The sequence below is a fragment of the Streptomyces sp. NPDC050422 genome (assembly GCF_044458665.1).
Classification (GTDB): domain Bacteria; phylum Actinomycetota; class Actinomycetes; order Streptomycetales; family Streptomycetaceae; genus Streptomyces.
In genome coordinates, this window is sequence record NZ_JBITIE010000001.1 from 605,068 (window position 1) to 630,782 (window position 25,715).

General features: G+C 71.9%; 24 protein-coding genes and 2 pseudogenes. 16 read left to right on the forward strand and 10 right to left on the reverse strand.

Annotated elements, in window-relative coordinates:
• The first annotated feature begins 127 nt into the window (after window positions 1-127).
• The 7 genes from ACIBJG_RS02575 (at window position 128) to ACIBJG_RS02605 (ending at window position 5,415) form a co-directional block, all read left to right on the forward strand.
• Window positions 128-430, forward strand: coding sequence for an urease subunit gamma (locus tag ACIBJG_RS02575; protein ID WP_148021623.1), 303 nt, complete (start codon window positions 128-130; stop codon window positions 428-430).
• Window positions 427-756 (forward strand): urease subunit beta, encoded by a 330-nt coding sequence (gene ureB / locus ACIBJG_RS02580; protein WP_399303114.1) that lies wholly within the window; start codon window positions 427-429, stop codon window positions 754-756. Before ACIBJG_RS02575 ends, ureB begins: the two co-directional genes overlap by 4 nt.
• 1 nt (window position 757) lies before the next feature.
• On the forward strand, window positions 758-2,461 hold the full coding sequence (locus tag ACIBJG_RS02585) for an urease subunit alpha (RefSeq protein ID WP_399303116.1): 1,704 nt from the start codon (window positions 758-760) through the stop codon (window positions 2,459-2,461).
• Complete coding sequence (locus ACIBJG_RS02590; protein WP_399303118.1) at window positions 2,461-3,126, forward strand: urease accessory protein UreF; 666 nt, start codon at window positions 2,461-2,463, stop codon at window positions 3,124-3,126. The genes ACIBJG_RS02585 and ACIBJG_RS02590 overlap by 1 nt, the downstream gene beginning before the upstream one ends.
• 91 nt (window positions 3,127-3,217) lie before the next feature.
• Window positions 3,218-3,868 (forward strand): urease accessory protein UreG, encoded by a 651-nt coding sequence (gene ureG, locus ACIBJG_RS02595; protein ID WP_399303299.1) that lies wholly within the window; start codon window positions 3,218-3,220, stop codon window positions 3,866-3,868.
• The gene (locus ACIBJG_RS02600; protein ID WP_399303120.1) at window positions 3,865-4,581 is read left to right on the forward strand and encodes an urease accessory protein UreD; all 717 of its coding nucleotides are present in this window, start codon (window positions 3,865-3,867) and stop codon (window positions 4,579-4,581) included. Before ureG ends, ACIBJG_RS02600 begins: the two co-directional genes overlap by 4 nt.
• Window positions 4,582-4,671: 90 nt before the next feature.
• Entirely contained in the window at window positions 4,672-5,415 is a 744-nt protein-coding gene (locus ACIBJG_RS02605) for an SDR family NAD(P)-dependent oxidoreductase (RefSeq protein ID WP_399303122.1), read from the forward strand.
• Here the strand turns inward: ACIBJG_RS02605 and ACIBJG_RS02610 are convergent.
• The 4 genes from ACIBJG_RS02610 to ACIBJG_RS02625 all read right to left on the reverse strand — a co-directional run bounded on the left by ACIBJG_RS02610 (window position 5,402) and on the right by ACIBJG_RS02625 (window position 10,893).
• A complete protein-coding gene (locus ACIBJG_RS02610) occupies window positions 5,402-6,670 on the reverse strand; it encodes an MFS transporter (protein ID WP_399303124.1) in 1,269 nt (422 codons plus the stop codon). The two genes, ACIBJG_RS02605 and ACIBJG_RS02610, sit on opposite strands and share 14 nt — an antisense overlap.
• A gap of 136 nt (window positions 6,671-6,806) precedes the next feature.
• The gene (locus ACIBJG_RS02615) at window positions 6,807-7,877 is read right to left on the reverse strand and encodes a hypothetical protein (RefSeq protein ID WP_399303126.1); all 1,071 of its coding nucleotides are present in this window, start codon (window positions 7,875-7,877) and stop codon (window positions 6,807-6,809) included.
• Window positions 7,874-8,560: a response regulator gene (locus tag ACIBJG_RS02620; protein ID WP_399303128.1), complete on the reverse strand. Its 687-nt coding sequence runs from the start codon at window positions 8,558-8,560 to the stop codon at window positions 7,874-7,876. Before ACIBJG_RS02620 ends, ACIBJG_RS02615 begins: the two co-directional genes overlap by 4 nt.
• Window positions 8,557-10,893: a histidine kinase gene (locus tag ACIBJG_RS02625; protein WP_399303130.1), complete on the reverse strand. Its 2,337-nt coding sequence runs from the start codon at window positions 10,891-10,893 to the stop codon at window positions 8,557-8,559. The genes ACIBJG_RS02620 and ACIBJG_RS02625 overlap by 4 nt, the downstream gene beginning before the upstream one ends.
• Before the next feature lie 232 nt (window positions 10,894-11,125).
• Here ACIBJG_RS02625 and ACIBJG_RS02630 point away from each other — a divergent pair, with 232 nt between their 5' ends.
• A complete protein-coding gene (locus ACIBJG_RS02630; protein ID WP_399303132.1) occupies window positions 11,126-11,575 on the forward strand; it encodes a DUF5707 domain-containing protein in 450 nt (149 codons plus the stop codon).
• A 138-nt stretch (window positions 11,576-11,713) separates the two neighbouring features.
• Window positions 11,714-12,274 carry a dihydrofolate reductase family protein gene (locus tag ACIBJG_RS02635; RefSeq protein WP_399303134.1) on the forward strand — a complete coding sequence of 187 codons (561 nt, stop codon included), beginning with the start codon at window positions 11,714-11,716 and terminating at the stop codon, window positions 12,272-12,274.
• 67 nt (window positions 12,275-12,341) lie between these two features.
• Here ACIBJG_RS02635 and ACIBJG_RS02640 read toward each other — a convergent pair whose 3' ends face one another.
• Both ACIBJG_RS02640 and ACIBJG_RS02645 read right to left on the reverse strand, forming a co-directional pair.
• Window positions 12,342-13,895 carry a peptidoglycan-binding protein gene (locus ACIBJG_RS02640; protein WP_399303136.1) on the reverse strand — a complete coding sequence of 518 codons (1,554 nt, stop codon included), beginning with the start codon at window positions 13,893-13,895 and terminating at the stop codon, window positions 12,342-12,344.
• Between the two features lie 218 nt (window positions 13,896-14,113).
• Entirely contained in the window at window positions 14,114-14,842 is a 729-nt protein-coding gene (locus ACIBJG_RS02645) for a nitroreductase family protein (RefSeq protein ID WP_399303138.1), read from the reverse strand.
• A gap of 280 nt (window positions 14,843-15,122) precedes the next feature.
• Between ACIBJG_RS02645 and ACIBJG_RS02650 the strand changes: the two genes are divergently transcribed.
• The 3 genes from ACIBJG_RS02650 to ACIBJG_RS02660 are packed head-to-tail and all read left to right on the forward strand — an operon-like array spanning window position 15,123 to window position 17,564.
• The gene (locus ACIBJG_RS02650) at window positions 15,123-15,356 is read left to right on the forward strand and encodes an acyl carrier protein (RefSeq protein ID WP_148021645.1); all 234 of its coding nucleotides are present in this window, start codon (window positions 15,123-15,125) and stop codon (window positions 15,354-15,356) included.
• Window positions 15,353-16,600, forward strand: a complete 1,248-nt coding sequence (locus ACIBJG_RS02655) for a beta-ketoacyl-[acyl-carrier-protein] synthase family protein (RefSeq protein WP_399303140.1) — start codon at window positions 15,353-15,355, stop codon at window positions 16,598-16,600. The genes ACIBJG_RS02650 and ACIBJG_RS02655 overlap by 4 nt, the downstream gene beginning before the upstream one ends.
• Window positions 16,601-16,643: 43 nt before the next feature.
• A complete protein-coding gene (locus ACIBJG_RS02660; protein ID WP_399303142.1) occupies window positions 16,644-17,564 on the forward strand; it encodes an alpha/beta fold hydrolase in 921 nt (306 codons plus the stop codon).
• Between the two features lie 25 nt (window positions 17,565-17,589).
• Here ACIBJG_RS02660 and ACIBJG_RS02665 read toward each other — a convergent pair whose 3' ends face one another.
• On the reverse strand, window positions 17,590-19,998 hold the full coding sequence (locus tag ACIBJG_RS02665) for an endonuclease/exonuclease/phosphatase family protein (protein ID WP_399303144.1): 2,409 nt from the start codon (window positions 19,996-19,998) through the stop codon (window positions 17,590-17,592).
• A gap of 246 nt (window positions 19,999-20,244) precedes the next feature.
• Between ACIBJG_RS02665 and ACIBJG_RS02670 the strand changes: the two are divergent.
• A pseudogene (locus ACIBJG_RS02670) lies at window positions 20,245-21,471 on the forward strand (RNA-guided endonuclease InsQ/TnpB family protein).
• A gap of 173 nt (window positions 21,472-21,644) precedes the next feature.
• Window positions 21,645-21,968 (forward strand): annotated as a pseudogene (locus ACIBJG_RS02675) (aldo/keto reductase); the annotation flags it as partial.
• 1 nt (window position 21,969) lies between these two features.
• On the opposite strand, the gene ACIBJG_RS02680 reads toward ACIBJG_RS02675, so the two are convergent.
• The 3 genes from ACIBJG_RS02680 to ACIBJG_RS02690 form a co-directional block, all read right to left on the reverse strand.
• A complete protein-coding gene (locus ACIBJG_RS02680) occupies window positions 21,970-22,338 on the reverse strand; it encodes a nuclear transport factor 2 family protein (RefSeq protein WP_399303146.1) in 369 nt (122 codons plus the stop codon).
• Between the two features lie 120 nt (window positions 22,339-22,458).
• The gene (locus tag ACIBJG_RS02685) at window positions 22,459-23,301 is read right to left on the reverse strand and encodes an alpha/beta fold hydrolase (RefSeq protein WP_399303148.1); all 843 of its coding nucleotides are present in this window, start codon (window positions 23,299-23,301) and stop codon (window positions 22,459-22,461) included.
• Between the two features lie 134 nt (window positions 23,302-23,435).
• Window positions 23,436-23,888, reverse strand: coding sequence for a DUF5709 domain-containing protein (locus ACIBJG_RS02690; protein ID WP_399303150.1), 453 nt, complete (start codon window positions 23,886-23,888; stop codon window positions 23,436-23,438).
• Between the two features lie 277 nt (window positions 23,889-24,165).
• On the opposite strand from ACIBJG_RS02690, the gene ACIBJG_RS02695 reads away from it, so the two are divergent.
• Complete coding sequence (locus ACIBJG_RS02695) at window positions 24,166-24,396, forward strand: DUF6296 family protein (RefSeq protein ID WP_399303152.1); 231 nt, start codon at window positions 24,166-24,168, stop codon at window positions 24,394-24,396.
• A gap of 51 nt (window positions 24,397-24,447) precedes the next feature.
• A complete protein-coding gene (locus ACIBJG_RS02700; RefSeq protein ID WP_399303154.1) occupies window positions 24,448-25,713 on the forward strand; it encodes a CaiB/BaiF CoA transferase family protein in 1,266 nt (421 codons plus the stop codon).
• Window positions 25,714-25,715 lie beyond the last annotated feature (2 nt).

Below are 25,715 nucleotides of genomic sequence, written 5' to 3' on the forward strand. Positions count from 1 at the left end.
GATAACGCCAGAAAGGGACTTTTTGCGGTGCGGTGCGAGTTGCCACGGCATCACCCGGAGGCTTATAAGAGGAAGGTGGCCGAGGCGATTCCGGGAATTCCGGGGAGCGCCGCCATGGAGGTTTCCCATGTTTCTTACTCCGTCCGACACGGAGAAATTGCTGCTGAGCGTCGCCGGAATGGTTGCCCGTGACCGGCGCGAGCGGGGCGTACGGCTCAACTATCCCGAGGCCGTCGCGCTGCTCGCCTGCTGGGCGATGGAGCGGGCCCGCGAAGGGGCCCGCGTCGCCGACCTCATGACCGCGGGGAGATCCGTTCTCACCCGCGCCGACGTGCTCGAAGGTGTGCCGGAGATGCTGCACGACGTCCAGGTCGAGGCGACCTTCCCCGACGGGCGCAAGCTCGTCACGATCACCTCGCCGATCCCGTGATCCCCGGCGAGGTCCGGACGGGCTCCGGCGTACTGCACATTAATTCCGACCGTCAGAAGATTAAGCTCACCGTGGTGAACGACGGGGACCGTCCGATTCAGATCGGATCGCATTTTCATTTCTTCGACGTGAATCCCGCGCTTTCCTTCGACCGGCCGCCGTCGAAGGGATTCCGGCTCGATATCCCCTCCGGTACGTCGCTGCGCTTCGAGCCCGGCGTCGGCGCGGAGGTCACCCTCGTCGCGTTCGGCGGACGCGGGACGGTGCCCGGCATCGTCGTACCCGCCACGCCCCGGCCGGACACCGCAGCAGAGGAGGCCGTGTGACATGGCACAACTGACCCGCGCCGCCTATGCCGCGCTGTACGGACCCACCACCGGCGACCGCATCCGGCTCGCCGACACCGACCTCTGGATCGAGGTCGAGGAGGACCGCTGCTTCGGAGGCGAGGAAGCCGTCTTCGGCGGCGGCAAGTCGATCCGCGAATCCATGGCCCAGGCGACCACCTCGTGGGCCGAGGGCGCCCTCGACCTGGTCATCACCAACGTCGTGGTCCTCGACCACTGGGGCATCGTCAAGACCGACGTCGGCATCCGGGCCGGCCGGATCGTCGCCCTCGGCCGCTCCGGCAACCCCGACATCGCCGACGGGGTCCACCCGGACCTCGTGATCGGGCCCGGCACCGACGTCGTCTCCGGAGAGGGCCGCATCCTCACCGCCGGCGCCGTCGACACCCACGTCCACTTCCTGATGCCGGAGACCCTCCACGAGGCCCTGGCCACCGGCACCACGACCGTCATCGGCGGCGGCACCGGAGCCACCGAGGGGTCCAAGGCCACCACGGTCACCCCCGGCGCCTGGAACCTCGCGATGATGTTCCGGTCCCTGGAGAGCGTCCCGCTCAACGTCATGCTGTTCGGCAAGGGCTCCACCGTCGGCGCCGAGGCCCTGCGCGAGGCGGCGCTCGGCGGCGCGGGCGGCTACAAGGTCCACGAGGACTGGGGCGCCACACCCGCCGCCATCGACGCCGCCCTCAAGGCCGCCGACACCTACGGCATCCAGGTCGCCCTGCACGGCGACAGCCTCAACGAGGCGGGCTATGTCGAGGGCACACTCGACGCCATCGCCGGCCGCTCCATCCACGTCTTCCACGCCGAGGGTGCCGGCGGCGGCCACGCCCCCGACATCATCACCGTGGCCTCCCACCCCAACATCCTTCCGGCGTCCACCAATCCGACGCTCCCGCACACCGTCAACACCGTCGACGAACACCTCGACATGCTGATGGTGTGCCACCACCTCAACCCGCGGGTCCCCGAGGACCTCGCCTTCGCCGAGTCCCGCATCCGCGCCACCACCATCGCGGCCGAGGACGTCCTGCACGACCTCGGCGCCCTCTCCATCACCTCGTCCGACGCCCAGGCCATGGGTCGGATCGGTGAGGTGATCTGCCGCACCTGGCAGGTCGCCCATGTCATGAAGCAGCGCTTCGGGGACCGCGGCAGCGCCCTGCCCGCCGACAACGAACGCGCCCGCCGCTACGTCGCCAAGTACACGATCTGCCCCGCCGTCGCCCACGGCATCGACCACGTCATCGGCTCCGTCGAACCGGGCAAGCTCGCCGACCTGGTGCTCTGGGACCCCGCGTTCTTCGGCATCCGGCCCGCCGCTGTCATCAAGAGCGGCATGGTGGTGTGCGCGCCCCTCGGCGATGCCAACGCCGCGATTCCCACCACCCAGCCCGTGCTGCTGCGCCCCACCGCCGCCGCCGGGGCCGCCCCGCACCTCTCCGTCGGCTTCGTCTCCCCGGCCGCCCTGGCCGACGGACTCGCCGAACGCCTCGGTCTCGTACGCGAACTGGTCGCCGTGCGCCCCACCCGCCACCTCACCAAGGCCGATCTGCCGAACAACACCGCGCTTCCGGTCATCGAGGTCGACCCGGAGACCTTCGCCATCCACATCGACGGGGAGCTCGTCGAGCCGTCGCCCGCCACCGAACTGCCGCTGACCCAGCGGTACTCCATGTTCTGATGGCGTCCCTGGCCTCCCTTCTGCTCGGCGACGGACGGCTCCCGGTCGGGGCGTACACCTACAGCGCGGGACTGGAGCCCGCCGTCGCCGCGGGCCTCACCCGGGACCGGATCCCCGCGCTGCTGAAGGCCCGGCTGCACACCACGGCCGTCACCGAGGCGGCCGCCGCCGTCCTTGCCCTGCGGGCCGCGGGACAGGACCCGGCCGACTACGAACCCGTACAGCACGCCCTCGCCGCCCGGACTCCGGCCGCACCCCAGCGTGAGGCGTCGGCGGCGCTCGGCCGGGGCGTGCACCGGCTGGCCCGGCGGCTGGCCCCGGACCATCCGGCGGTCACCGCACTGGCCGCCTTGGGAGCCCGACCCCTGCGGCCGGTCGCGCTCGGCGCGCTCGGAGCCGTGCTGAAGGTCTCCGAGGAGGAACTGGCGCACGCCGTCGTCTACGACGAGCTCCAGACCATCGCCTCGGCCGCCCTGAAACTCCTGCCGGGCGACCCGCTCGACTCGGTCGCCTGGATCCTCGCCGCCGAACCCGACGCGGTACGGGCGGTCACCTCCGCCCTCGCCGTACTGAGCCCGGACCGACTGCCCGCCCGTACGGCCCTGCTCACCGAACAGTGGGCGCTCGAACACGCACGACGCGAACGGAGACTCTTCCTTGCCTGAGAACGACACCACCCCCGAGCCTGAGAACGACACCACCCCCGACCGGCAGCCGAACCCCCACTTCCACGAGCCGCTCAACCAGCCGCGCGCCCTGCGCCTGGGCGTCGCGGGCCCGGTGGGTACCGGCAAGAGCTCGATCCTGGCCACCCTGTGCCGTGAGCTCGCCGGTGAACTGTCCATGGCCGTCGTCACCAACGACATCTATACCGACGAGGACGCCCGCTTCCTGCGCTCGGCGGGCGTCCTGCCCACCGAACGCATCCGGGCCGTCGAGACCGGAGCCTGCCCGCACACCGCGATCCGTGACGACGTCAGCGCCAACCTGGACGCCGTCGAGGATCTGGAGGAGGCGTACGGGCCGCTGGACCTGGTCCTCATCGAGAGCGGCGGCGACAACCTCACCGCCACCTTCAGCCCGGCACTCGCCGACGCGCAGCTCTTCTGCATCGACGTCGCGGGCGGCGGTGACGTCGCCCGCAAAGGCGGCCCCGGCATCACCGGCGCCGACCTCCTGATCATCAACAAGACCGACCTCGCGCCCTATGTGGAGGTGGACGTGGCCGCGATGGTGGCCGACGCCGAGGCGGCCCGCAGCGGACTTCCGGTCCTCGCCCTGTCCAGGAAGGATCCGGCCTCCGTCGCCGAACTCGTCGACTGGGTGCGGTCGTTGCTCGCCCGCCACCGTGCGGGAAGTCATGTGCCCACGGACCCGGGCCCGATGGCGCCCCACAGTCACTCGTGAACGAACCGGTGGTCGTCGCCGTCGAGCGCGACGCCTCGGGGCGTCATGTGGCACGCGAGCTGCGGCCCGGGGCGTTCCTCGCCCCCCGCCCCCTCATGCCGGCCTCCGACCGGATACGGATCGCCCTGGTCGGCACCCGGGCCGGGCTGCTGGCGGGCGATCACCTCGGGCTGCGGATCTCGGTCGGTCCTGGCGCGCGCCTGGAGCTCGTCGAGCCGGCCGGTCTCGTCGCCTACGACCACCGAGGTGGCAGCTCCCGCTGGGAGGCCCGGGTGGACATCGCCGAAGGTGGCGAACTCCTTTGGAAAGGGCTGCCGTTCGTGGTCTCGGGCGGGGCGGACGTCGTCCGCGTGATGGAGGCCCGGCTCGCCGCGGGGGCCCGGATGCTGTGGCGCGACACCCTGGTCCTCGGCCGCTCCGGCGAACGGGGCGGGAGCCTGCGGGCCACGACCCGGGTGACGTACGACGGGCGTGAGCTCCTCGTCGAGGACCTCGACCTGACCGAACCGGAGCTGCGCGAACTGCCCGGCGTCCTCGGTCCCCATCGTGTCATTGGCGCCGTCACCGCACTCGGCGCGACTCCGGGGGGTCCGCCGCACCCCTACCGCGCCGAGCTGGCGGGCCCGGGTGCCCAGGTGCGGTTGCTGGACACGGTCGCCCCGGCCGTGGAGGCGGAGCTGACCGCGGTCTGGGAGTCCTGGCTGGCGAGTTGATATGCACCATACATAAAGAATGTATGGTGCATATAGAGGGCGCGCTGCGGGGGTGCGGCGCCGGACACAACGACTCGGAGGAGCAGCGCAATGACACTGGAGAACAAGGTCGCCGTCGTCACCGGAGGAGCCTCGGGCATCGGCGAGGCCGTCACCCGGATCTTCGTCGAGCGGGGCGCACGGGTCGTGGTCGTCGATCTCCAGCAGGAGGCCGGCGACACCCTCGTGGCCGATCTCGGGGACGCGGTCGCGTTCCTGCGGGGAGACGTCTCCGACCGGGCGGTCGCCGACCTGGCGGTGGCCACCGCCGTCGAGCGCTTCGGCGGACTGGACATCCTGGTGAACAACGCCAGCGCCTCCCGCGTACGGCCCTTCACCGAGCAGACCGAGGACGACTGGAAGCTCGCCCTGGACTCCGGCCTGTTCGCCACCCGCAACTTCATGCTCGCCGCGTACTCCGAGCTCCGCAAGAGCCGCGGTTCGGTGATCAACTTCGGGTCGGGCGCGGGCATCGACGGTCAGCCGAACCAGGCGTCGTACGCCGCCGCGAAGGAGGCGATCCGCGGACTGAGCCGGGTCGTCGCCAACGAGTGGGCCGCCGACCAGATCCGGGTCAACGTCGTCGCGCCGATGGCGAAGACCGCGGGCGTCGCCGCCTGGGCCGAGGCGAACCCGGAGCAGTACGCCCTCTCCGCCGCCAAGGTCCCGCTCGGCCGCTTCGGCGACCCGCGCACGGACGTCGCCCCCGTCATCGCCTTCCTGGCGAGCGACGACGCCCGTTACATCACCGGTCAGACCCTGATGGCCGACGGCGGCGCGATCAAGCTCCGCTGACCGCGTCCGGGGCCGCCGCTTCCGTCATCCGGGAGCGGCGGGCCCCGGCGCGCGCCACCGCCGCCGCGCACACCAGCGCAGGGGCCGCCGCCAGCGCGAAGCAGAGCGCGAGCGGCAGCCGGTCCACGAGCAGACCGACCACGGCGGTACCGCCCGACGCCCCGGCGTTGAACGCCGTGTTCACCCAGGCACCCGCCTGGGTGCGCCGTGCGGCGTCGACCGACTCGTCGGCGATCAGGTACGCCGTCGTGAGCGCCGGGGCGACGAAGAGCCCGGCCACCGCGACGACGGCGACCAGCACATACAGATGCGGCGACACTCCGGCCACCATCAGCGCCGCACCGAGCGCCGCGGCCACCACCGGCAGCCGCACCCGGCCTGCCGACTTCCACCGGACCGCCCCGTAGGCCAGGCCGCCGACTGCGCTCCCGGCCGAGAGGGCGGCCAGCACCCAGGACACCGCCGCCGGCTGATGGAGCCGCTCGGTGAACGCCACCACCAGCAGATCGAGCGCCCCGAGGCACAGCCCCACGGCGGCCGTCACCACGACCGCGTGCCGCAGCGCGACGATGCCGTGCAACCGCAACCGTGGCGCGGCAGGCACGCCGGCCGGAAGCCGCTCGGCACGCACCCGCTCCCGGGACACCGCCGGCGACGACACCAGCGCCAGCGCCCCCGTGAACACGAGCACCGCACCGGCCAGGACACCGGCGGCCGGTTCGGTGACCGTCACCACGATCCCCACCAGCAACGGGCCCGTGACATACAGCAGTTCCTCGGCGACGCCGTCCAGGCTGTACGCGCGCTGCAACAGTTCCCGGTCGGGGACGAGGCTGCTCCACAGCGTCCGCATGACCGGCCCCAGGGGCGGCGTGCAGGCACCCGCCGCCACGGTCAGCGCGCCCAGGACGAGGGGCGGGGCGCCCGGACGCCAGGCCGCCAGGGCGATCACCGTGAGCAGCGCCGCGTACAGCCCCGCCATCGGCGGCAGGACCCGGCGCGGCCCGTGGCGGTCGATCAGCGCGGCACGGGCGGGGGAGAGGATGACACTCGCGGCCCCGAACAGGGCCATCGCACCACCGGCCATGGAGTACGAGCCGGTGGCGTCCTTGATCGCGAGCAGGAGGGAGAGGGGGACCATTCCGTACGAGAGACGCCCCAGCAGCGCGGCACCGAAAGTGCGGGCGGCATGCGGGGTGCGGAGCACGGTGGCGTACGAAGGCGCGCGCGAGGGCGCGGGAGATGGTGTGAGCACGATGACATTCCTCGTGAGGGCAGCGCGGAGAAACCCGGGCTGCCGGCGTGCGGGGACACCGGAGTGCCGCACCCGTGACGACGGGTGCGGTCAGTGCGGGGTCCTACGCACGAGGAGATGACATGCGGGCAAATTATCAGAGCGGGCGTCGCGGCGGCAGGGGCCCCTGTCCGGTGATGTCCGGGTTGGCCGCCAGGACGGCTTCGGTGGCCGCCCCCAGCCGGGGCAGGTACCGAAGGACTTCCTCACGCCGCTCCAGGAGATCGGCGGTACAGGTGATCCCGGTGAGCTCGGCCACGGCCGTCTCGAACGCGGGCAGCCGCGCGGCGTGCAGTGCAGGGTCGTCCACGGCCAGCGCCGTGTGGCAGCGGGCAAGTGTCGCGATGATCCAGAAGACCGCCTCGCGGTGCTCGCCCCGGTCGAGGAGTTCCAGGCTGCCGTCGACGGCGATGGGGCGCGCCTGCCCGGTGAGGTCGCTGCTGAAGAAGAACGGGGTGCGCGCCACCGGGACCGTGGCGTCGAACGTGCGCGTCAGCTCGGCCACGTGGTGACGGACCAGCTCTGCGGACACGTCGGCGCAGCCGAGTAGTTCCAGGAGCTCGCGATAGAGCTCCGGCTGCCCGTACGAGGTGAGGACGTCGCGTACGGCCCGGTAGCGCAGCCGGACGGTGGGGTTGCGCAGGGCGGCGACCAGCAGGACGTGCGTGGTGACCCCGGTGGGGAAAATCCACGCCGGGACCTGCTCGTGAAAGGGGACGGAGGCGTCGAACGCGGCCAGGCGGCCCTCGACGCGCTGCCGGGCGTCCAGACACCGGCGGCGCACCCAGTCGCGCTCGGCGAAGCGGGGCGAGACGTCCGCGTACAGGGCGCGCAGCCCGCCCGTGGGATCGTCGATGACCGTGTCCCGGCGGAAGCTGCCGGCCAGATGGTACGAGGAGAGCACCGCCTTCGGGTCGCGCAGTTCGGCCCACGGCACGTACGTGATCTCCAGCAGCACGCCCTCGTGGCGGAGTTTGCCGGGCTTGGCGGGCGGGTCGTACTCCTCCGTGACGACCACGACATCGACGTCGGAGGAGGGCGGCAGCTCGGCGTCGTCGGGCCGGCCGACCGTCGAGCCGCTGAAGTACGCCCCGCGGTAGCCGGGGGCGGGACGGGCGTGGGCGGCCACCCAGCGGACCGCGGCGGCGCGCGCGGCTCCGATCCTCATGACGGAACTCCCCGGGACCGGTCCGGCCGGGCGAGCCCGAGATCGTAGGCGAGGATCGTCGCCTGGACCCGGTCGCGCAGTCCGAGCTTGCGGAGTACCGCGTTGACATGCGATTTCACGGTGCCGACGGTGATGTCGAGGTGCTCGGCGATCTCCGTGTTGGTGAGCCCGGCCGCGATCAGGGTCAGGACGCCCTGCTCACGGCCGGTCAGGCCGTTCAGCTCGCGGGGGGCCGGGGCGCCCGGGGTGCCGGCGGCCGGTGCGGACGCGTAGTGGCCGATGAGCCGACGGGTGGCGGACGGGGCGAGGACGCTCTCGCCGGCGGCCACCACCCTGATGCCGTCCAGCAGTTCGCCGGGACGCACGTCCTTGAGGAGGAAGCCGGACGCCCCGGCGCGCAGGGCGTCGAACACGTACGCGTCGAGGTCGAAGGTGGTCAGCACCAGGACGCGAGGGGCCCCGGGGCGGCCGGTGATGATGCGGGTGGCGGCGATGCCGTCGAGTTCCGGCATACGGACGTCCATGAGGACTACGTCGGGTGCCAACTCCTCGGCAAGGCGCACCGCCTCCGCTCCGTCGGCGGCCTCGCCGACCACTGTCATGTCCTCCTCGGCGTCGACCACGGCGGCGAATCCCGCCCGTACGATGCCCTGGTCGTCGACGACCAGCACGCTGAGGCTCATCGTTGTCCCTCCTCGTCGTATCGCCGCACGGCAGGTGCCGCCGTCAGCGGGAGCCGGACCCGCACCGGGCCCGAAGGGCCGCCGGCGACGGTCCCGCCGATCACCGCGGCCCGCACGGCCAGCTGCCGGCACAGGGACGGGCGCACGGAATCCGGCACTCCGGTCGCCGTGAGCGTCAACGCCGAGTCGTCCGCGTCGAGTGCCAGCACCATGGGCTCCTCGCCGCCGGCCGTGATGATCGTTTCGCAGGCATGGTAGGCGGCCAGGTCCACGGTGGTGGACAGCTGTCCCGGCATCAGGCCGGCCGGCCGTATCTCGACCTCGCGGCCGGTGGCCCGGATCTGATGGGCCAGCAGGTCAAGGGCCTGGAGCGTGGGCTGCGGACGGAGCGACGGTGGCGCCTGCGCCTCGCGGGCCGTGTCGAGCAGGCCGCGCATCGCGGCCAGGGCCTCGCGGGCGTGGTCGGCGACCGCGTCGAGCCGGCCCGCCTCGGCCTGCGCGACCATGTCGGCGGTGCGCGCCAGCACGGTGGTCTCCAGCCCGTCGGCGATCCGGCGGCGCTCCGCCCACGCGTCCCGCACCGCCTCCTCGGTCCAGGCCGCAAGGTGTTCCGCCTGCGAGCTGCGGGCCGCCCGGATGCGACGCCCGCGCAAGGACCCGGCCCACCAGGCCGCGCCGGTCACCAGGGCCGCCTGGGCCGTCCGCCCTGCGGCGAGCGCCCACACGGGTACGCCCGCGCCCCGGTGCAGGAAGGCGGCGGTCGTGGCGACAGAGTGCGCCACCACGGCCGCCACCGGGACGATCGGCAGGGCGACGCGCGTGCGGCCGTCCGCGTCGAGCGTGCCGGAAACGGCCGCGCGCACCGCGGCGGAGGCGACCGCCGCACACGTGGCGGCCATGCTCAGCACCAGTGGCAGGAGCACCGGACCGGTGTACTGGCCCACGGCCATCGCCACCGGCCAGAGCAGGGCCAGGCCCGTCACGATCCCCAGGGTGGCGAGGGGCGCCCGTCGCCGCCACAGCAGCGCGAACGCCTGCGCCGCCGCCAGCAGGGCGAAGAGCACGCCTGCCGACACCCGTGCACCGCTCGAAACGGAATCCGTACGGACGACCAGCATCGGAAGCAGCGGCTGCAGGACGAGGACGACCGCGGCCGTCAACTGCGCGAGGCGGTAGTTCCACGGGACCGGCTGCTCCACCGAGGCCGCGCTCCTGCCGGGCAGGACCGCGTACACCTCCCAGCCGCCCTCCGCCGTCGGACCGCTGGTCAGCGTGCCGCCCGCCTCCCGCGCCCGGGACCGCAGAAAACCCTGTCCGCGCCCCGAGCCGAGCCCCGCGCCGTGCGCGGCCGCTCCCGCCGGTGGCGCCGCGCTCGTGATCACGACCTCCGTGCGTGCGTCGCCGTACCGGCACGTCACCGTCGTTGCCGCACCCGGAGCGTGCCGGGCCACGTTGGTCAGCGCCTCGCGCACGATGCCGAACGCCGCGTCCGCGACGGCGCCGTCCGGCAGGGCATCGATCTCGCACTCCACCTGCCCGCCCAGCCGGGAGAATCCGGCGGCCAGTCCCAGCAACCGCTCCCTCGGCGACGGGAGCTGTTCCCGCGAGGGCGCCGGAGCCCGCACCGCGCCCAGCGCCCGGGTGACTTCGCGGCCGGTCTCGGCAGCGAACCGCAGTGCTTCACCGGCCAGCTCCGGCCGGCGCTCGCGCAGCCCGAGGGCGGCCCCCGCCGTGACGACCACGGCGGTCAGGTGGTGGGCGCTGACATCGTGCAACTCCCTTTCCATCCGCTTCCGTTCGGCTCCGGGGAGCCGATGGCGTTCGGTCTCGGCCCGGATCAGCAGTTGCCCGGCGGTCCGTCGCGCCTGCCGGGCCCGGCGTACGAGCAGCCCGGCGGCGCACGTGGCGGCGTACAGCACGGCCGTCAGGACGAGGTCGAGTCCGTCGCGGTCACTGAGCCCGTGCAGGCTGAGGTTGTGCACGGATTGCCAGGCGGCGAGTGCCAGGACGCACAACACGGCGGTGAAGGTGTCGTGTTCGCAGGCCACGGTGAACAGCGCCAGCGCGACACCGGCCGTACCCAGGACGGCCACCGCGCCCGGCGGCAGCGGACCGGCCCCCAGGGCGCAGGCGGCGGCGACCAGGACGAGGGTGGTCACCGGCCTCGCGCGGCGGACGAGGAGCGCGGCCGTCACCAGCCCGGCGACGAGGGCCGCCACGAGGAGCGCGGACCCGGCCGGGACGGACCCACGGATCAGGCCCGCCCCCGGCCACACCGCGGCCTGGGCGCAGATCAGCAGGAGCGGAAGCAGTCGGTGGTCGGTTCGATTCATCAGGGACCAAGGGTATGACCGCAGGTGAGTGGCCGTCCTCCGACCGGAGGCGGACACCGATCTCTTACCTGGGGTGCAGGCTCTGCACCCACGGTGGGAGGCCGCGATCGTCCCGCAGCCCGAGGACCGCGGGCATCTGCCGGCCCTAGGCTCGATCACATCGGGAAAGCGGCCGGTCACCGGCTTCCGCACCTCCCGCCCATCAACTCCTCCATCGATTCAAGGGGTCCCCATGTCCAAGCGCGTCCTCGTCCCGTCCCTCATCGGCGCCGTCGCTCTCGGTGCCGTCGCCGCCGGCGGATACGCCATGGCCTCGGCCACCACCGAGCCGAGCGTGAAGAACGGTTCGGCCCACTACGCGGCACCGTCCCCGGGTGGGGCGGGGGCGCTCACGTTCACCGCAGACGTGAGCGACGACTCGGGGGTACGGGGCCTCAAGGTCCTCGCCTGGCCGACGAGTTCGAAGCTCGATCCGACCGAGGCCGAGATGCGGTCCGCGGAAGCGGCCACGTGCCGCAGCACCTCGGACACCACCTCGCGCTGCACCTACACGCTGAAGGTGACACAGCAGGAGGCGGCCGGTCTGGCGGAGGGGGTCTGGGACGTGTCGGCGCTGGCGACCGCGAAGGACGGCGGCACGAAGTTCGTACCCCGCGCGGCCACTTTCACCGTCACGCGCTGAACGGTCGGTACTGAGCCTTCACGCGCGTCAAGCGGCACCCTCCGGGTCCCGCTTCCGCGATCGACTGCCGGGTATGGTCGGGAATCGTCCCGCAGATCCGTCCCCCCCCACCCCCCCAGGCTTCCGGCGAGGTTCGTGATGCGCAAGATCATCTATTCCATGTCGGTCTCCCTCGACGGCTTCTTCGAGGGACCGGACCGGGATATCAGCTGGCATGTCGTCGACGACGAACTGCACCGCTACTTCAACGAGCGCATCGCCACGATGGGCGGGTTCCTCCACGGGCGGGTCGTCCATGAGCTGATGGCTGACTTCTGGCCCACCGCCGACCAGGACCCGGCCAACGCCGGGCCGATGGCCGATTTCGCCGTCATCTGGCGGAACATGCCGAAGTACGTCTACTCCCGGACCCTGGACCGGGCGGACTGGAACACCACCGTCGTCCACGAGGTCGTCCCCGAAGAGGTCGGGGCGCTGAAGGAGCAGCCCGGCGGCGACCTGGGGCTCGGCGGCGCCGACCTCGCGGCGTCCTTCGCGGCGCTCGATCTGATCGACGAGTACTGGGTCTACGTCCACCCGGTGCTGATCGGCCGGGGGAGGTCCATGTTCCCGTCGACGGACACCAGGACCGCACTCCGGCTCGCGGGGACCAGGACCTTCGGCAGTGGGGTCGTGGAGCTGCGGTACGAGCGGGCCTGAACACCTGCGCCGGTGCCGAACCGTGGGGCGTGAGACCGGTGCCCCCGGCCCGCCACCGGCGCACGGGTCAGCGTCCCGCCTGCAGCGCCGCCCAGGTGCCCGGTCCCACGATGCCGTCGGCCGTCAGTCCCCGGCTCGTCTGGTAGCTGCGCACCGCGGTCGCCGTCCCCGGGCCGAAGCTCCCGTCGACGCCGACCGTCGAGCCGAGCGCCGCGGTCAGCGCGCGCTGGAGCCGCTTCACGCCGTCGCCCGAGGCGCCCTCGGTGAGCGTGGGCGTGTCGCCGGCGGACAGCAGCGCGGTCCAGGACCTGGCGCCGACGACGCCGTCGGCGTCCAGCCCGTGGGCCGACTGGAACGCCGTCACCGCGCTCTGCGTGGCCGGGCCGAAGGTGCCGTCCACCTCGCCCGCCGGGTACTTCTGCGCGTTCAGCAGCGTCTGAACGGCTCGCACCTGGGCACCCGTCGAACCGCTGCGCTGCGTGGCGTACGCGGTGAAGCTCAGCCCGTCGGCGCCGGTGCCGCCGTCGGTGCTCCCGCCGACCAGTTCCATGTAGCGGGTCCAGTCCCAGTACGCGCCGGGGTCGGTGTGGTCGTTGCCCGGCGCCTCGCTGTGCCCGATGATGTGCGCCCGGTCCTTCGGGATGCCGTACCGGTCGCACAGGTACGCGGTCAGGGCGGCCGAGGCGCGGTACATCGAGTCCGTGAACCAGGACGGGTCGTCGATGAAGCCCTCGTGCTCGATGCCCAGCGCCGAGGCGTTGGCGCTCCGCGCGTGGTAGGCGGTGTCGCTGTCGCGCACCATCTGGGTGATCTGGCCGTCCGAGGAGCGCACCACGTAGTGGGCGCTCACCTCGGACACCGGGTCCTGGAACCAGCTGATCGAGCCCGCGTACGAGCCCTGCGTGACGTGGACGACCACCTTGTCGATCGCCGCCGAGCGGCCCGTGGCGAAGTTGTTCGGGTCGGCCGGCACCCACAGCGCGGACGGGTAGTCGGCGCTCCGGGTGCTTGCGTCGCCCGCGGTGAGCGAACCCTTCTGCGGTGACACCGGCCGGCCCGTCACCGAGATCCGCTCGCCGTCCGGGGCGACGGTGTCGAGCCCGTCGGCCAGGAAGGTGTAGACGGTGTCGGCGTAGAGGGCGGCTGCCGGGCCGTCGGCGCCGCTGTAGCGGGCGACGGCCGGGTACCAGGCGTCGAGGTCGTCGCGGTCCCGGGCGTCGAGCCCGAGCTTGTCCGCGTAACCGCGCAGCACGGCCGCGCCGCCCAGGATGTTGGCCGCGGTGTCGGTGCGGAGTTCGGCCACGGGTTTCCCGGTGAGGCCGGCGGCCTGTTCCAGGGTCCGGTTCACGGGATTGCTGACCAGGTGCATGACGCCGAAGCCGTTCGCCTGGCTGGGGCGTCCGGAGTGGCCGTCGAGCCGGGTCTCGCCGTAGCCGACGGCGGCGAGCAGATCGCGGGGGACGTCGAACCGCTCGGCGGCCTGCTCGAACGCCTGGTTCATCGGGGGCCCGGTTCCCGTCGTGGCGAGGGCGGGGGTGCCGGTCGCGGCCAGGACGGTGGCGGTGAGGGCCGCCAGCACCGATGCGCGGGCCTTGGTGTGGGCGGCGGCGCGTGTGGGCATACCTGCTCCTGCTCTGTGGGGGAGATGAACGGCCCCCGGGCCCGGGTGGGGTGGGCCGAGAGCCGCGAAGCCCGCTCAGGCTATCGATCTGCCCAGGGCATGACAATCTCCTCTCCGTGTGTCGAACTCCCTTTCATCCCAATGGAGTTGAAGTCGCCCACGAGGAGTGTGGGTGCCGTCCGGACCCCGCCGTGGAAGCGCGGTCCGGACGGCGGGTTCTACCAGCGGTCACGGTGAATGACGTCGGCCACCGGGCGGCGCCGGATCGGTCCGAAGTTGCCCTGCGGCCATCCGACGGGAACGGCCGCGAAGGTCTGCATGTCCTCGGGGATGCCGAGCGCTTCCTTCCACTCCTGCTCCAGCATCAGGTGCCAGATGGTGACGTTCGCCGCGAGTCCCAGCGCCCGGGCGGCGAGCAGGATGTTCTGGACCCCCGGGTACACGCAGGAGCCCTCGGCCAGCGCCTGGAACCGGGTCTGGGCGCTCATCATGTGCTCGACCCCCGCCGGACCGAGAGCCTGCGCGTAGGCGGCCAGGCCCTCCTCCTCCATCCGGGGCTCCGGGAACCGGTAGCAGGGCACGATCAGCGCCGGCGTGTCGGCGAAGTGGTCGCGCTGGTACTCGATCGCGGCGACCATCCGGCCGTACGCCGCGTCGTCCATGCCCTTCGGCGCGTACTTGCCCGTCGTCGCCAGATACGCGTCCACGCACCGCTTCCACAGCGGCGCCAGACGCGCCATCACCTCACGGTCGGTCACCACCACGTACTCGTAACACTGCATGTTCCCGCCGCTGGGACCCCGGACGGCGGCCTGTATGAGCTGCTCGATCGTCTCGTCCGGCACGGGCTCCGGCTTGAGGCGGCGCATCGCGCGCATGGTGGACATGGTGGAGAACAGGGCCTCGGCCTCGGCCGTTCCGGCTGACTGCGTCGTTTCGATCGTCATGATCGCGGCGTTTTCGGGCGAAGCCCGGCCGTGAGGAGACCCGTTGACCGACCGCGGCCGGCGTGCGCGGTGGCGCCCTCGCTCGCACGATCCGCCCCCCGTGGCACCCCGGCGGATTCGCACACCTGGACAGCCCCCCACCGCACGGGGGAACGCGGACCGGCCCCGCCGCCATCAGGGCGTATAAAAGGTTCCTCCGGAACCCAGCCGGCGTCCCCCGATGGCACGCACACCCCACGCGGCAAGGCGTCACCGCGTACGACAGCGGAGGAGTGCCCCCATGAGCACGGCAGACGAGATCAGCACCTTGCTGGTGGCGAACTTCGGAACCGACCCGGTGGCGATCCGCCCCGAGACGTCGCTCCGTCAGCTCAGGCTGGATTCCCTGGCCCTGGAGGAACTGCGGCTCCTCATCGAGGACCGGATGGGCGTCGATCTCGACGACGTCCAGCTGACCTCGCGCGACACCGTCGGCCAACTGGTCGACGCCGTGCACAGCAAGGCCGCCGCATGACGGCCCCGTGCCGCCCCGAGCCGTTCGCCGCCGCCGTCACCGGCATCGGCCTGGTCACCGCGGCCGGCGTCACCGCCGCAGCCACCTGGCGCGGGGTGTCCGAGGCCGCCGAAGCGCCCTCGGTCCTGCACCGGCCCGAACTCCACGACCTGCCCTGCGACTTCATGTACACCATCACCGGCCTCGACACGAGGGCCGTGCTCGGGGTCGCCACCCAGCGGCTCATGGACCGCTTCTCGCAGCTCGCCGTCATCGCCGCCCGCGAGGCCGTCGCCGACGCCGGACTCGACCCCTCGGTCTGGGACAGCGGCCGCGTCGCCGTCGTCATCGGCTCCGCCCACGGCGGACTGCCCTTCTACGACCAGCAGCACACCGCCCTCACCGAGCGCGGCGCCCGCCGGGTCTCCCCGAAACTCGCCCCCCTCACCGTCGTCAACGGCGCGGCCAGCAGCGTCGCCACCGACCTCGGCGCCCACGGCCCGAGCCAGGCGGTCTCCACCGCCTGCTCATCCGGCACCGTCGCCATCGGCACCGCCCACCAGATGCTGCGCACCGGCGCCTGCGACATCGTCGTCGCGGGCGGCGCGGAGTCCGTCTGCTCCCGGCTGCTGATCGCCAGCGCCTGCCAGCTGAAGGCCGTCTCCACCCGGCGCGACGACCCCGAGGCGGCCTGCCGGCCCTTCGACACCCACCGTGACGGCTTCGTCGTCGGCGAGGGCGCCGGACTCCTCGTCCTGGAACGCCCCGGACACGCGGCCGCCCGGGGCGCCACCGTCCGCGCCCACATCGCCGGCTACGGGGCCTCTAGCGACGCGTACTCCGCCGTAGCCCCGGACCCCGACGGGCTCGGCATCGAACGGGCCCTGCGCGCCGCACTCGCGGACGCCGGGATGGCCGCCGCCGACATCGGCCACGTCAACGCCCACGGCACCTCGACCGTGGCGAACGACCTGATCGAGGCGACGATGCTGCGCCGCGTCCTGGGCGAGCACCCCCTCGTCACGTCGACCAAGGCGATGACCGGTCACACCCTGGGCGCCGCGGGCGGCATCGAGACCGCGCTGACCGTGCTCGCCCTCCAGCACCAACTCGTGCCGCCCACCGTCAACCTGGACGCGCCCGACCCGGAGATCCCCATCGAGGTGGTGAGCAAGGAGGCCCGGCCGGGAGTGTTCGACGCGGCCGTCAAGACCTCGCTCGGCTTCGGCGGGCACAACGCCGCCCTCGTACTCACCCGGGCCTGACCGTGCGGCGCACGTACGGACCACGGACCAAGGACCGGTGACCATGCCCATCGAGACCATCCGGAACCTGTCGGTGCACGGGCTGCGCTACAGCTACCGCGTCCTGGCGCAGCCCTCGCCCCGCACCGAGCCCGTAGTCGTCCTCGGCGGCGCGCTCCAGGGGATGTACGGCTGGCCGCAGATGGACGAGCACCTGGGCCCGCACGCCCCGGTCGTCACCGCAGACCTGCCCGGCATGGGCGGCGCCGACCCGCTGCCGCCCGGCACCGGCGACGACCTCCTGTACGCCGCCGTCGCGGGCATCATCGACGACCTGGGCGTGGACCGGGTCAACCTCTTCGGCTTCTCCTACGGCACATCGATCGCGTTCGGCTGCGCCCGGCAGAACCCCGGCCGGATCGCCCGGCTGGTCCTCGGCGGCGTACCGGCTCATATCAGCGACGCCCAGCGCAGCCACTGGGGCCGGGCGGTCGAACGGCTGGGGGAGGGCGACATGGACGGGCTCGCCACCCTGACCACCGAGGCGCTGATGTGCCAGGACCCGCGGCGGACGGTCCACCGCAGGGAACTCGCCCGGCGCTACGTCCGGCGGTCGTTCGTGCACGCGCTCACCCACTCCCCGCACGCGGCGCAGTCGTTGCGCCGGGCGCTGGGGCACCGGCCGGACTTCTCCGGCGGGCTGAGCGGGGTGCCCGCGCTCGTCTTCGCGGGCGAGCACGACACCGTGACCTCCCCCGAACGCCAGCGCGCCTTCGCGGCGACGATCGAGGGCAGCCGCTTCCTGACGATCGGCGAATCCGACCACTGGGTCGTGCTGGAGCGGTCCGACGACGTGGCGGACCTGGTCGCCCGCTTCTTCACCGACCGCCCGCTGGAGGCCGCGCCCGCGCTGCGGCCGCTCGCCTCGCTGCCGCGCCCGCGGACGGGCGCCGCAGTTCAGGTCCTGCCGCGGCAGGGCGGCTGAGCCGTCCTGCCGGGCGCCCACGGGATCAGCGGCGGCTGTCGACCTTGATCCGTACGATCTGCGGGTCGTGGTCGCTCGCCTGGTCGGCGAACTCCGCGTTGATGTGGACCACGTCGTAGTCGAACCGCCGGATGCCGGGGCTCGTCAGGATGTGGTCCAGGGTCTGGGAGTTGCCCTCGTACACGTAGCTGTACTGCTCGTTCGCCGGCAGCGTGGTGATGAGGGGCTTGAGTGCCTTGCCGGCGGTCAGCGCGGACATCGTCGGTGAGAACGCGAAGTCGTTGAGGTCGCCGAGCGTGACGACCCGCGCCGACTTGTCGGCTGCCAGCAGGGACTTGACGAAGGTGTTGACCTCCGCCGCCTGCTGGACCCGCTTCGTCTCCGAACTGCGCGACGGCTCCTGGTAGCGGCCGTGCAGCGGCTGGTCGCCGCCCTTGGAAGCGAAGTGGTTCCCGATGACGAATACGGGCTTGCCGTGGAAGCGGAACTCGCCGACCAGCGGCTTGCGGCTGTCGGACCAGGCCTCGCTCGCCGGGTCGATGCGCCCGGGCGACACCGACAGGGTGACGCCCTTCTTCGTGGGCACCGCCGCCACGGCGGTCGTCGCGTCGCCGCCCGCGCGGTCCACGAAGGAGACCCGGTGCGGGTTGAAGAGGAAGACGTTACGGATGTTGCCGCCGGGCTCGCCGCCGTCCTGGCCGTCCTGCGGGGCGACATAGCGCCAGGAGTACCGGGGCCCGCCCGCCGCCACGATCGCGTCGGTGAACCGCTTCAGCGTCGCCTCGGAGCCGACCGTGCCGTCGCTGACCGCGCCGTTGTCGTCCTGGATCTCCTCCAGCGAGACGATGTCGGGGGAGGAGAGGTTGACCGCGACGCCCTCGGCGAGGGTGTCGAACTTGGCCTGCTCGTCCAGCGCGTCCAGGTTCTCCACGTTGTACGTGGCGACGGCGAGTTCGCCGCCCTTCTGCCGGCGCGTCACCTCGCGCTTCAGGTGGTGGTCGGTGAGCGTGCCGAGCTCGGTCGCCTGGAGGTTGTAGCCGCCGAACGAGGCGTAGTCGATCACACCGGTGGTGGTGCCGGACAGCACGTCGCCGACGTTGCCGACGGGGAAGGGGCGCGTGGTGTCGAGGGACATCACCTTGATCCGGCCGGTGTTCTGGTCGGTGTACGAGGAGTACAGCGTGCCGCCGCGCCGGGTCGGGTTCTGCTTCGGCTCGACGGTCACCCAGATCTCGTCGTACGCGGTCGTGGCACCCGTGACCCGGGTGTCGGCGATCTGTACGCGGGTGCCTTCGAGGGACTCGTAGAGGTCGAGGGCGTACGCCGCCGGCTCCAGGGGCAGCGCGTCGATCGAGCCGCCTCCCGCCGAGGGGACGTACGCGGCGGGCACCGCGGCCGCGTCGAGCACCACCGGCGCCGGAAGGGCGTTGCCGGAGGAGAGGACCGTGGTCCTGGGGGAGGTGATCTCGGTGATGGACTGTGTGGTGGCCGACGGGTAGTACTCGTCGATGGTGCCGCTGACCAGGACGGAGTCGCCCACCGCGACCGCCGGGGCGGTGGAGCCGGTGTAGACGAAGACGCCCTCGCCGGTGCGCGGGTCCGCGTCCGGCGCGATGTCCTGGATCCAGAAGCCGCGCGAACCCGTGGTGCGCACCGCGGTGACGATGCCGGGCACGCCGGTCACCGCCTTGCCGTCGAGCGGGGAGAGGCGGGTGGTGCCCTGGATGTCGTGCACGCGCACGGTGCCGGGCTCGGTCGGGTTGCCCGGGTCACCCGGGTCCGTGCCGCCGCCGGACGTCTCACCGGCCGCGTTGACGGGGGTGGGGGCCGCGGCGGACAGGTCCGCGGCGTTGTCATCGGTGTCGGAGAGGGAGGCCGCGCGCGCCACGGAGGCGGTGGCGGAGGCGCCGGTCGCCGGTCCGCTGCCTTCCCGGACGACCGCGGAGCCGTAGCCCACCAGGTCGACGACACGGGTGTCGGCGGCGCAGTCGGCCGCCGTCCTGCAGGTCAGCGGAGTGGTGCCGGAGACCAGCGCCACGGTGCCACTGGCGGCGGACATGGCGACGGTGCCGGTGGCGTCCGGTGCGGGCAGGGCGACGGTGCCGCCGGTGCCCGCGGCCTCGGCGACCAGATAGCGGCCGCCGGGCGCGACGGAGCCCGTCAGCGCCGAGACCTGCCACAGCGAGCCCGCGGACGGCGCTCCGGGCAGGTACTGGACGCTGAACCCGGACAGGTCGTACGCGGCGGAGCCGGAGTTGGCCAGCTCGACGAAGTCGCGGGTCAGCGTCGCTCCCGAGTTCCCGCCGCCCCCGTACACCTCGGAGATCACGGCGGTCGAGGACGGTGCCGCGAAGGCGGCGGGCAGCGCGGTCGCCGAGAGGGTCACGGCGACCGCGCCGGCCAGCAGGACGGAACGGGATCTGGATATGCGCACGGAAACTGCCCCTCAGAGTGTGATGAGGGAGCACAAGCTATGCGCGTAGAACCGGCGATGACAAGGCATCAGAGGTTAATTCCTGAAAACGCTCCGCGGTCCGGCCCGCAGCGGCTGCTTTCGCACCTGCGATACCACATGACCTCCTCCCGGAGAATCAGCGTAGGTGGAAGGTGAAGGTGTGGTGAGGACCAGTACGAATGTTCTGATGTACGTCTATAACCCGACTGGCGTACGTTGGCTGGCATGCAACTTCGGTACACGTTCCGTGTGTACCCGAACGGTCCTCAGCGTGCGGCGTTGTCGAGGGCGTTCGGGTGCGCCCGTGTGGTGTTCAACGACGCGTTGCGCGTCCGCAAAGACGCCTGCTAGCAGGGGTTGCCGTTCCCGAAGTCCGGGGAGTTGTCGAAGCAGGTCATCACCGAGGCGAAGAAGACTCCGGCCAGGGCGTGGCTGGGTGAGGTGTCGGCGGTGGTGTTGCAGCAGTCGTTGCGGGACCTGGACACCGCGTTCACGAACTTCTTCGCGTCGCTGAAGGGCAGTCGTAAGGGGCCGAAGGCGGCGCAGCCGCGGTTCAAGTCCAATAAGGACACCCGGCAGTCGGTTCGCTTCACGAAGAACGCCCGGTGGAAGATCACCCCGGGCGGAGATCTGGTGTTGCCGAAGATCGGTGCGGTGCGGGTGAAGTGGTCCCGGCCCCTGCCTTCGGTCCCGTCTACTGTGACCGTGATCAAGGATGCGGCCGGGAGGTACTTCGCTTCCTTCATCGTCGAGACCGAACCCGAGACCCTGTCCGCTGCGGATGCGGTTGTCGGGATCGATCTCGGGCTGGGTCACTTCGCGATCCTGTCGGACGGGACGAAGGTGAGCAGTCCGCGGTTTCTGCGGCGGGCGGAGAAGAAGCTGAAGCGGGAGCAGCGGAGTCTGTCCCGGAAGGTGAAGGGCTCGAGGAATCGGGAGAAGGCTCGGGTGAAGGTGGCCCGTGCTCATGCACAGGTGGCTGATGCGCGGCATGAGTTCCATCACCAGCTGTCCACACGGATCATTCGCGAGAACCAAGCGGTGGCTGTGGAGGACCTGGCGGTGAACGGGCTGGCCCGCACACGCCTCGCGAAGTCTGTGTATGACGCGGGGTGGGCGTCGTTCGTCGCGATGCTGGAGTACAAGGCCGCCCTGCGCGGGCGAGTCTTCATTCGGATCGGTCGTTTCGAGCCGACGAGTCAGGTCTGTTGCGTCTGCCGTGTCAAGGACGGTCCCAAACCCCTGCACATTCGTGTGTGGCAGTGCCCGGGGTGCGGGGCGGTTCTGGACCGGGATATCAACGCGGCGGTCAACGTCGCGCTGGCCGCCGGACTGGCGGTGTCAGCCTGTCGAGCGCAGGTAGGACCGGGATCCCTGATCCCGGCACAGCGTGAAGAAGCAGGAACCCACCGAGACGGCCACCCGGCCGTGGCAGGAATCCCCGTTCTGTAGATGGGGAGCGGAAGTCAAATGATGTTTCAGGCCCTCTCCCCATCTCCCCCTCTCCGCGCCGTCCGATGTGTTCATCGCCGAATCTGGCGCGTCACCTCATCATGCTGGCCGGGGTGGGCTTCGAGGACAGGGGGTCGGCCCTGACCGCAGAGGTTGTCCGGCATAGGCCAGGGGCCTCGCCGGAGAACACCGCCAAGCTCGACGCCGCCGAAGCGCTCGCCCAACTGGCCGACGAGGCCGGGCTGACCCTGGTCCAACTGGCCCTGGCATTCGTGCTGGAGCACCCGGCGGTCACCTCCGCGATCATCGGCCCGCGCACCTTCGAGCAGCTGACGAGCCAGCTCGGCGCGGACCGGGTGCGGCTGAGCCAGGATGTGCTCGACCGGATCGACAAGATCGTCCCACCGGGCACCAACCTCTCGTCCCGGGACGCCGGTTACCACCCGGCCGGCCTCACCGACCCGGCGCTGCGCCGCCGTTCGCACCCGTCCGGGTAGCTCAGGCGCCCGGCACGCGGTCCAGGAATCCGCTGACCGAGCTGATCCGCCCGTCGTCGGCCAGAGCGATCACGTCCGAGCCGGCGACGGGCGCCGAGCCGTCGGCCGCGGCGACCAGCTCCCAGCTGAAGCGGGCGAGGGCGTGGTGCCCGTCCACCGCCCCGGACGGCCGGAAGGAGAACCCGGGGAACTGCTGCTGGGCACCGCTGATCGCGGCGGCCAGGGCCTCATGCCCCCGTACGTCGGCCAGCGGATCGGTGTACGTGGCGTTCTCCGTGAACGCCGCGGCGACGGCCTTCTCCAGTTCCTCGGGGGTGGCGGCGTTCCAGGCGGCGAAGTAGCGCTGGACGGCCTCGTCGTAAGCGGTCATCGTGCGGTCCTCTCCTCGGCCCCGGCCGGTGGGCCGGGAGCGCTGTGCTCGTGAGGAACACGATGTCCGACGGGGGTGGAAGGCGTCGATTACCTCAGGGGTAAGGGTGGCGGGGGCGGGTCAGCGCCGGTGCTCGTCCAGGAAGCCCATGAGCGCCGTGTTGAGCTCCTCGGCATGGGTCCAGCCGATGTTGTGCGGGCCGCCCGCGATCTCCACGAGACGGCTGTCGCGGATGAGGTCGGGCAGCCTGCGCCCGGTGGAGTCGATCGGCAGGATGCGGTCCTGGTCACCCTGCACGACGAGCGTCGGCACGTCGTTCTTCGGCAGATCGTCGCGGAAGTCCGTCAGCCAGGTCGGGACGCACGCCAGGGTGGCGTGGGCCGCCGCACCGGTGGCCACCGTCCACTGGGAGCGCAGCGCCTGCTCGCTGATCCGGGTGCCGCCGAGCTGGTCGGTGTTGTTGAACGCGTCGAGGAAGTCCGTCAGATAGGCGGGCCGATCCGCCACGATGGCGCTGATGATGCCGTCGAAGACGCTTTGGTCGACCCCCTCCGGGTTGTCGTCCGTCTTCAGCAGGAACGGCGGCACCGGCGCCACCAGCACGGCCAGACCGACCCGCCCCGAGCCGTGGTTGCCGAGGTAGCGGGTGACCTCTCCGGTCCCCATGGAGAACCCGACGAGTACGGCGTCCTGGAGATCGAGCTTCTCCATCACCGCGTTCAGGTCGGCCGCGAAGGTGTCGTAGTCGTAGCCGTCCGTGGGCCGGTCGGACCGTCCGAAGCCGCGCCGGTCGTACGTGATGACCCGGTATCCGGCCCCGAGCAGGACCGGCAGCTGCTTCTCCCACGAGGCTCCGTTCAGCGGGAAGCCGTGGATCAGGACGACGGGCCTGCCCGTCCCGTGGTCCTCGTAGTACAGCTCGATCCCGGCGGAGTTCTCCCGGCCGACGGTGATGTACGGCATGTGACTCTCCCCTGTGATGGGTGTGGTTGTGGTGGGTCCTGTGGTGGGTGCGGTGATCCTGCGAGGGGTGGTCGCCGGGGCAGGCTGAGTGCCCCCGGACCGCGGCGGCTCTTCTCAGGCGTCTGCTTGCGCGTCTACGTCTGGGCGTCCGGAATGACGTGCATGGCCGCCTCCTCGGCGGAGGCGGCCGCCCCGTCGATCCCGACGTCCTCGCCCGCCATGCTGTCCGGTTCGTCGAGGTCGAGGTCGCGGGTGAGCCGTCCGGCGCGTGCGTCCCCGACCTCGGAGTCCCAGACCTCGCCGTCCCCGTTGGACAGGTCGCCCACGTCGTCGCCGGGCGGATCGGCGGTCTCGGGCAGCTCCCGGGCCAGCCGGCCGTCCAGAGTCTCCCCGCTGAGCTGCTCGGACCCGGTGGTGCCCCGGTCCTCCACGACCCACGGTCGCTCGGGTGGCGAGTACCCCTCGTCCAGGACGTCGGTGAGCTGCCGGTTGTCCAGGGTGTCCGCCGTGTCGAGCTGCTCGACGGGGTCGGACGCCTCCGGCTGCTGGGGCTGGTACACATCGTCGCCCCGGTCGGCACCTTCCATGACGATTCCCTTCCCGGTGTCGGGGATCCCGGGTCATGCCTGCCGTACGACGCGGGAGCAAAAGGGCCTATCGGTCCGATTGCCTTTGAACTCCCCATACCCCTTCAGGATAGGCAGCCAGGGCCCGGGCCCGCACCGTGCGGGCGTGCACGGGCGGGGACGGCAGGTGTGCGAGACCATGGAAGGTGCGGGCCGGAGCGCGGACGCCGCGCAGTCGGAGCCCGCCGCACAGGCCGGCCCGCGTACTGCCCCCGAAGGCCGTCGTGAGGAGGCCGTCATGGATTACCCGGAGAGCTACCAGCTGGTGTTTCAGACGTCCGCCGTGGAGGACGACACGGTGATCGTCCGCCGGACCGCGCAGTCCGGGGCGGGCGGATACCCGGTCTACGAGGACGAGACCGGCATCGTCCGTGCGGAGATCAGCGAGCGCGGAGAGGTACGCATGCTCGCCAGTGGCGGGCACCAGCGCCTCGGAACGCCGCTGGTGGTGCCGGAGCCGTCCGCCTGAGCGGTGACGCGCCGGGCACGTACGCACGCGACGGCCCGGGATCATGTGCGCATGACCGAACCGCTTCCGCTCCCGCTCGCGGGCATCACCGTCGTCAGTCTGGAACAGGCCGTCGCGGCGCCCTTCGCCACCCGCCAGCTGGCCGACCTCGGCGCCCGCGTCATCAAGGTCGAGCGCCCCGGCGGCGGCGACTTCGCCCGCCGCTACGACACGACCGTGCACGGACAGGCCAGCTATTTCGTCTGGCTCAACCGCTCCAAGGAATCCCTGACCCTGGACATCAAGGCACCCGAGGGGCGCGAGATCCTCGATGAACTCATCGCCGGAGCCGATGTGTTCGTACAGAACCTCGCCCCCGGCGCGGCGGACCGGACGGGCCTCGGCGCCGCCGCCCTCCAGGCCCGGCACCCCTCCCTCATCACCTGTACGGTCAGCGGTTACGGCACCAGCGGATCGTGGTCCGGACGCAAGGCGTACGACCTCCTGGTGCAGTGCCAGACCGGCCTGCTGTCGATCACTGGCTCGCCCGACGAACCCGCGCGCTCGGGCATCTCCGTCGCGGACATCGCCGGCGGCATGTACGCCTACAGCGGCATCCTGTCCGCCCTCTTCACCCGGGCCACCACCGGCCGCGCCCCCTCCGTCGAGGTCTCCCTCTTCGACGCTCTCGCCGAGTGGATGAGCCAGCCCGCGTACTACACGCGCTACGGCGGCACCCAGCCGCCGCGGATCGGCGCGCAGCACGCCACGATCGCGCCGTACGGCCCCTTCACCGCCGCCGACGGCAAGGACGTCATGCTCTCCATCCAGAACGAGCGGGAGTGGGACGCCCTGTGCGTCACCGTCCTCGGCCTGCCCGGGCTCGTCGACGACCCCCGGTTCGTCACCGGACCGGACCGGGTCGCCCACCGCGAGGAACTCAACGCGATCGTCGCCGCACGGTTCGCCGGCCTCGGCAGCGAGGAGGCCGGGGAACTCCTGGACCGGGCGGCCATCGCCAACGCCGGCGTGAACTCCGTCGCGGAGTTCCTCGACCACCCCGCGCTCACCGAACGCGACCGCTGGCGTGAAGTGTCCGTGCCCGGCGCCCCCGGCCCCGTACAGGCACTTCTGCCACCGGTGGACCTCGGCGGGGTCGGAACGCGGATGGACCCGGTGCCCGAGGCGGGCCGGCACACCGAGCAGATCCTCGCCGACCTGGGCCGCAGCCCCAGCGACATCGAGGGGCTGTGCGCCCGCGGCGTCGTGGAGACCGCGGACCCTTATCACGCGGGCAAGCCCTCCGGCATCGTGCCGACGCAGGACAATGCGTCCTGACC

Coding starts and splice junctions, on each gene's coding strand:
- ACIBJG_RS02680 (WP_399303146.1), bottom strand. CDS start 22,338: ATGACCGCTTACGACGAGGCCGTCCAGCGCTACTTCGCCGCCTGGAAC.
- ACIBJG_RS02700 (WP_399303154.1), top strand. CDS start 24,448: ATGACCGAACCGCTTCCGCTCCCGCTCGCGGGCATCACCGTCGTCAGT.
- ACIBJG_RS02625 (WP_399303130.1), bottom strand. CDS start 10,893: ATGAATCGAACCGACCACCGACTGCTTCCGCTCCTGCTGATCTGCGCC.
- ACIBJG_RS02590 (WP_399303118.1), top strand. CDS start 2,461: ATGGCGTCCCTGGCCTCCCTTCTGCTCGGCGACGGACGGCTCCCGGTC.
- ACIBJG_RS02605 (WP_399303122.1), top strand. CDS start 4,672: ATGACACTGGAGAACAAGGTCGCCGTCGTCACCGGAGGAGCCTCGGGC.
- ACIBJG_RS02655 (WP_399303140.1), top strand. CDS start 15,353: ATGACGGCCCCGTGCCGCCCCGAGCCGTTCGCCGCCGCCGTCACCGGC.
- ACIBJG_RS02630 (WP_399303132.1), top strand. CDS start 11,126: ATGTCCAAGCGCGTCCTCGTCCCGTCCCTCATCGGCGCCGTCGCTCTC.
- ACIBJG_RS02615 (WP_399303126.1), bottom strand. CDS start 7,877: ATGAGGATCGGAGCCGCGCGCGCCGCCGCGGTCCGCTGGGTGGCCGCC.
- ACIBJG_RS02635 (WP_399303134.1), top strand. CDS start 11,714: ATGCGCAAGATCATCTATTCCATGTCGGTCTCCCTCGACGGCTTCTTC.
- ACIBJG_RS02620 (WP_399303128.1), bottom strand. CDS start 8,560: ATGAGCCTCAGCGTGCTGGTCGTCGACGACCAGGGCATCGTACGGGCG.
- ACIBJG_RS02690 (WP_399303150.1), bottom strand. CDS start 23,888: ATGGAAGGTGCCGACCGGGGCGACGATGTGTACCAGCCCCAGCAGCCG.
- ACIBJG_RS02640 (WP_399303136.1), bottom strand. CDS start 13,895: ATGCCCACACGCGCCGCCGCCCACACCAAGGCCCGCGCATCGGTGCTG.
- ACIBJG_RS02650 (WP_148021645.1), top strand. CDS start 15,123: ATGAGCACGGCAGACGAGATCAGCACCTTGCTGGTGGCGAACTTCGGA.
- ACIBJG_RS02575 (WP_148021623.1), top strand. CDS start 128: ATGTTTCTTACTCCGTCCGACACGGAGAAATTGCTGCTGAGCGTCGCC.
- ACIBJG_RS02645 (WP_399303138.1), bottom strand. CDS start 14,842: ATGACGATCGAAACGACGCAGTCAGCCGGAACGGCCGAGGCCGAGGCC.
- ACIBJG_RS02660 (WP_399303142.1), top strand. CDS start 16,644: ATGCCCATCGAGACCATCCGGAACCTGTCGGTGCACGGGCTGCGCTAC.
- ACIBJG_RS02695 (WP_399303152.1), top strand. CDS start 24,166: ATGGATTACCCGGAGAGCTACCAGCTGGTGTTTCAGACGTCCGCCGTG.
- ACIBJG_RS02585 (WP_399303116.1), top strand. CDS start 758: ATGGCACAACTGACCCGCGCCGCCTATGCCGCGCTGTACGGACCCACC.
- ACIBJG_RS02685 (WP_399303148.1), bottom strand. CDS start 23,301: ATGCCGTACATCACCGTCGGCCGGGAGAACTCCGCCGGGATCGAGCTG.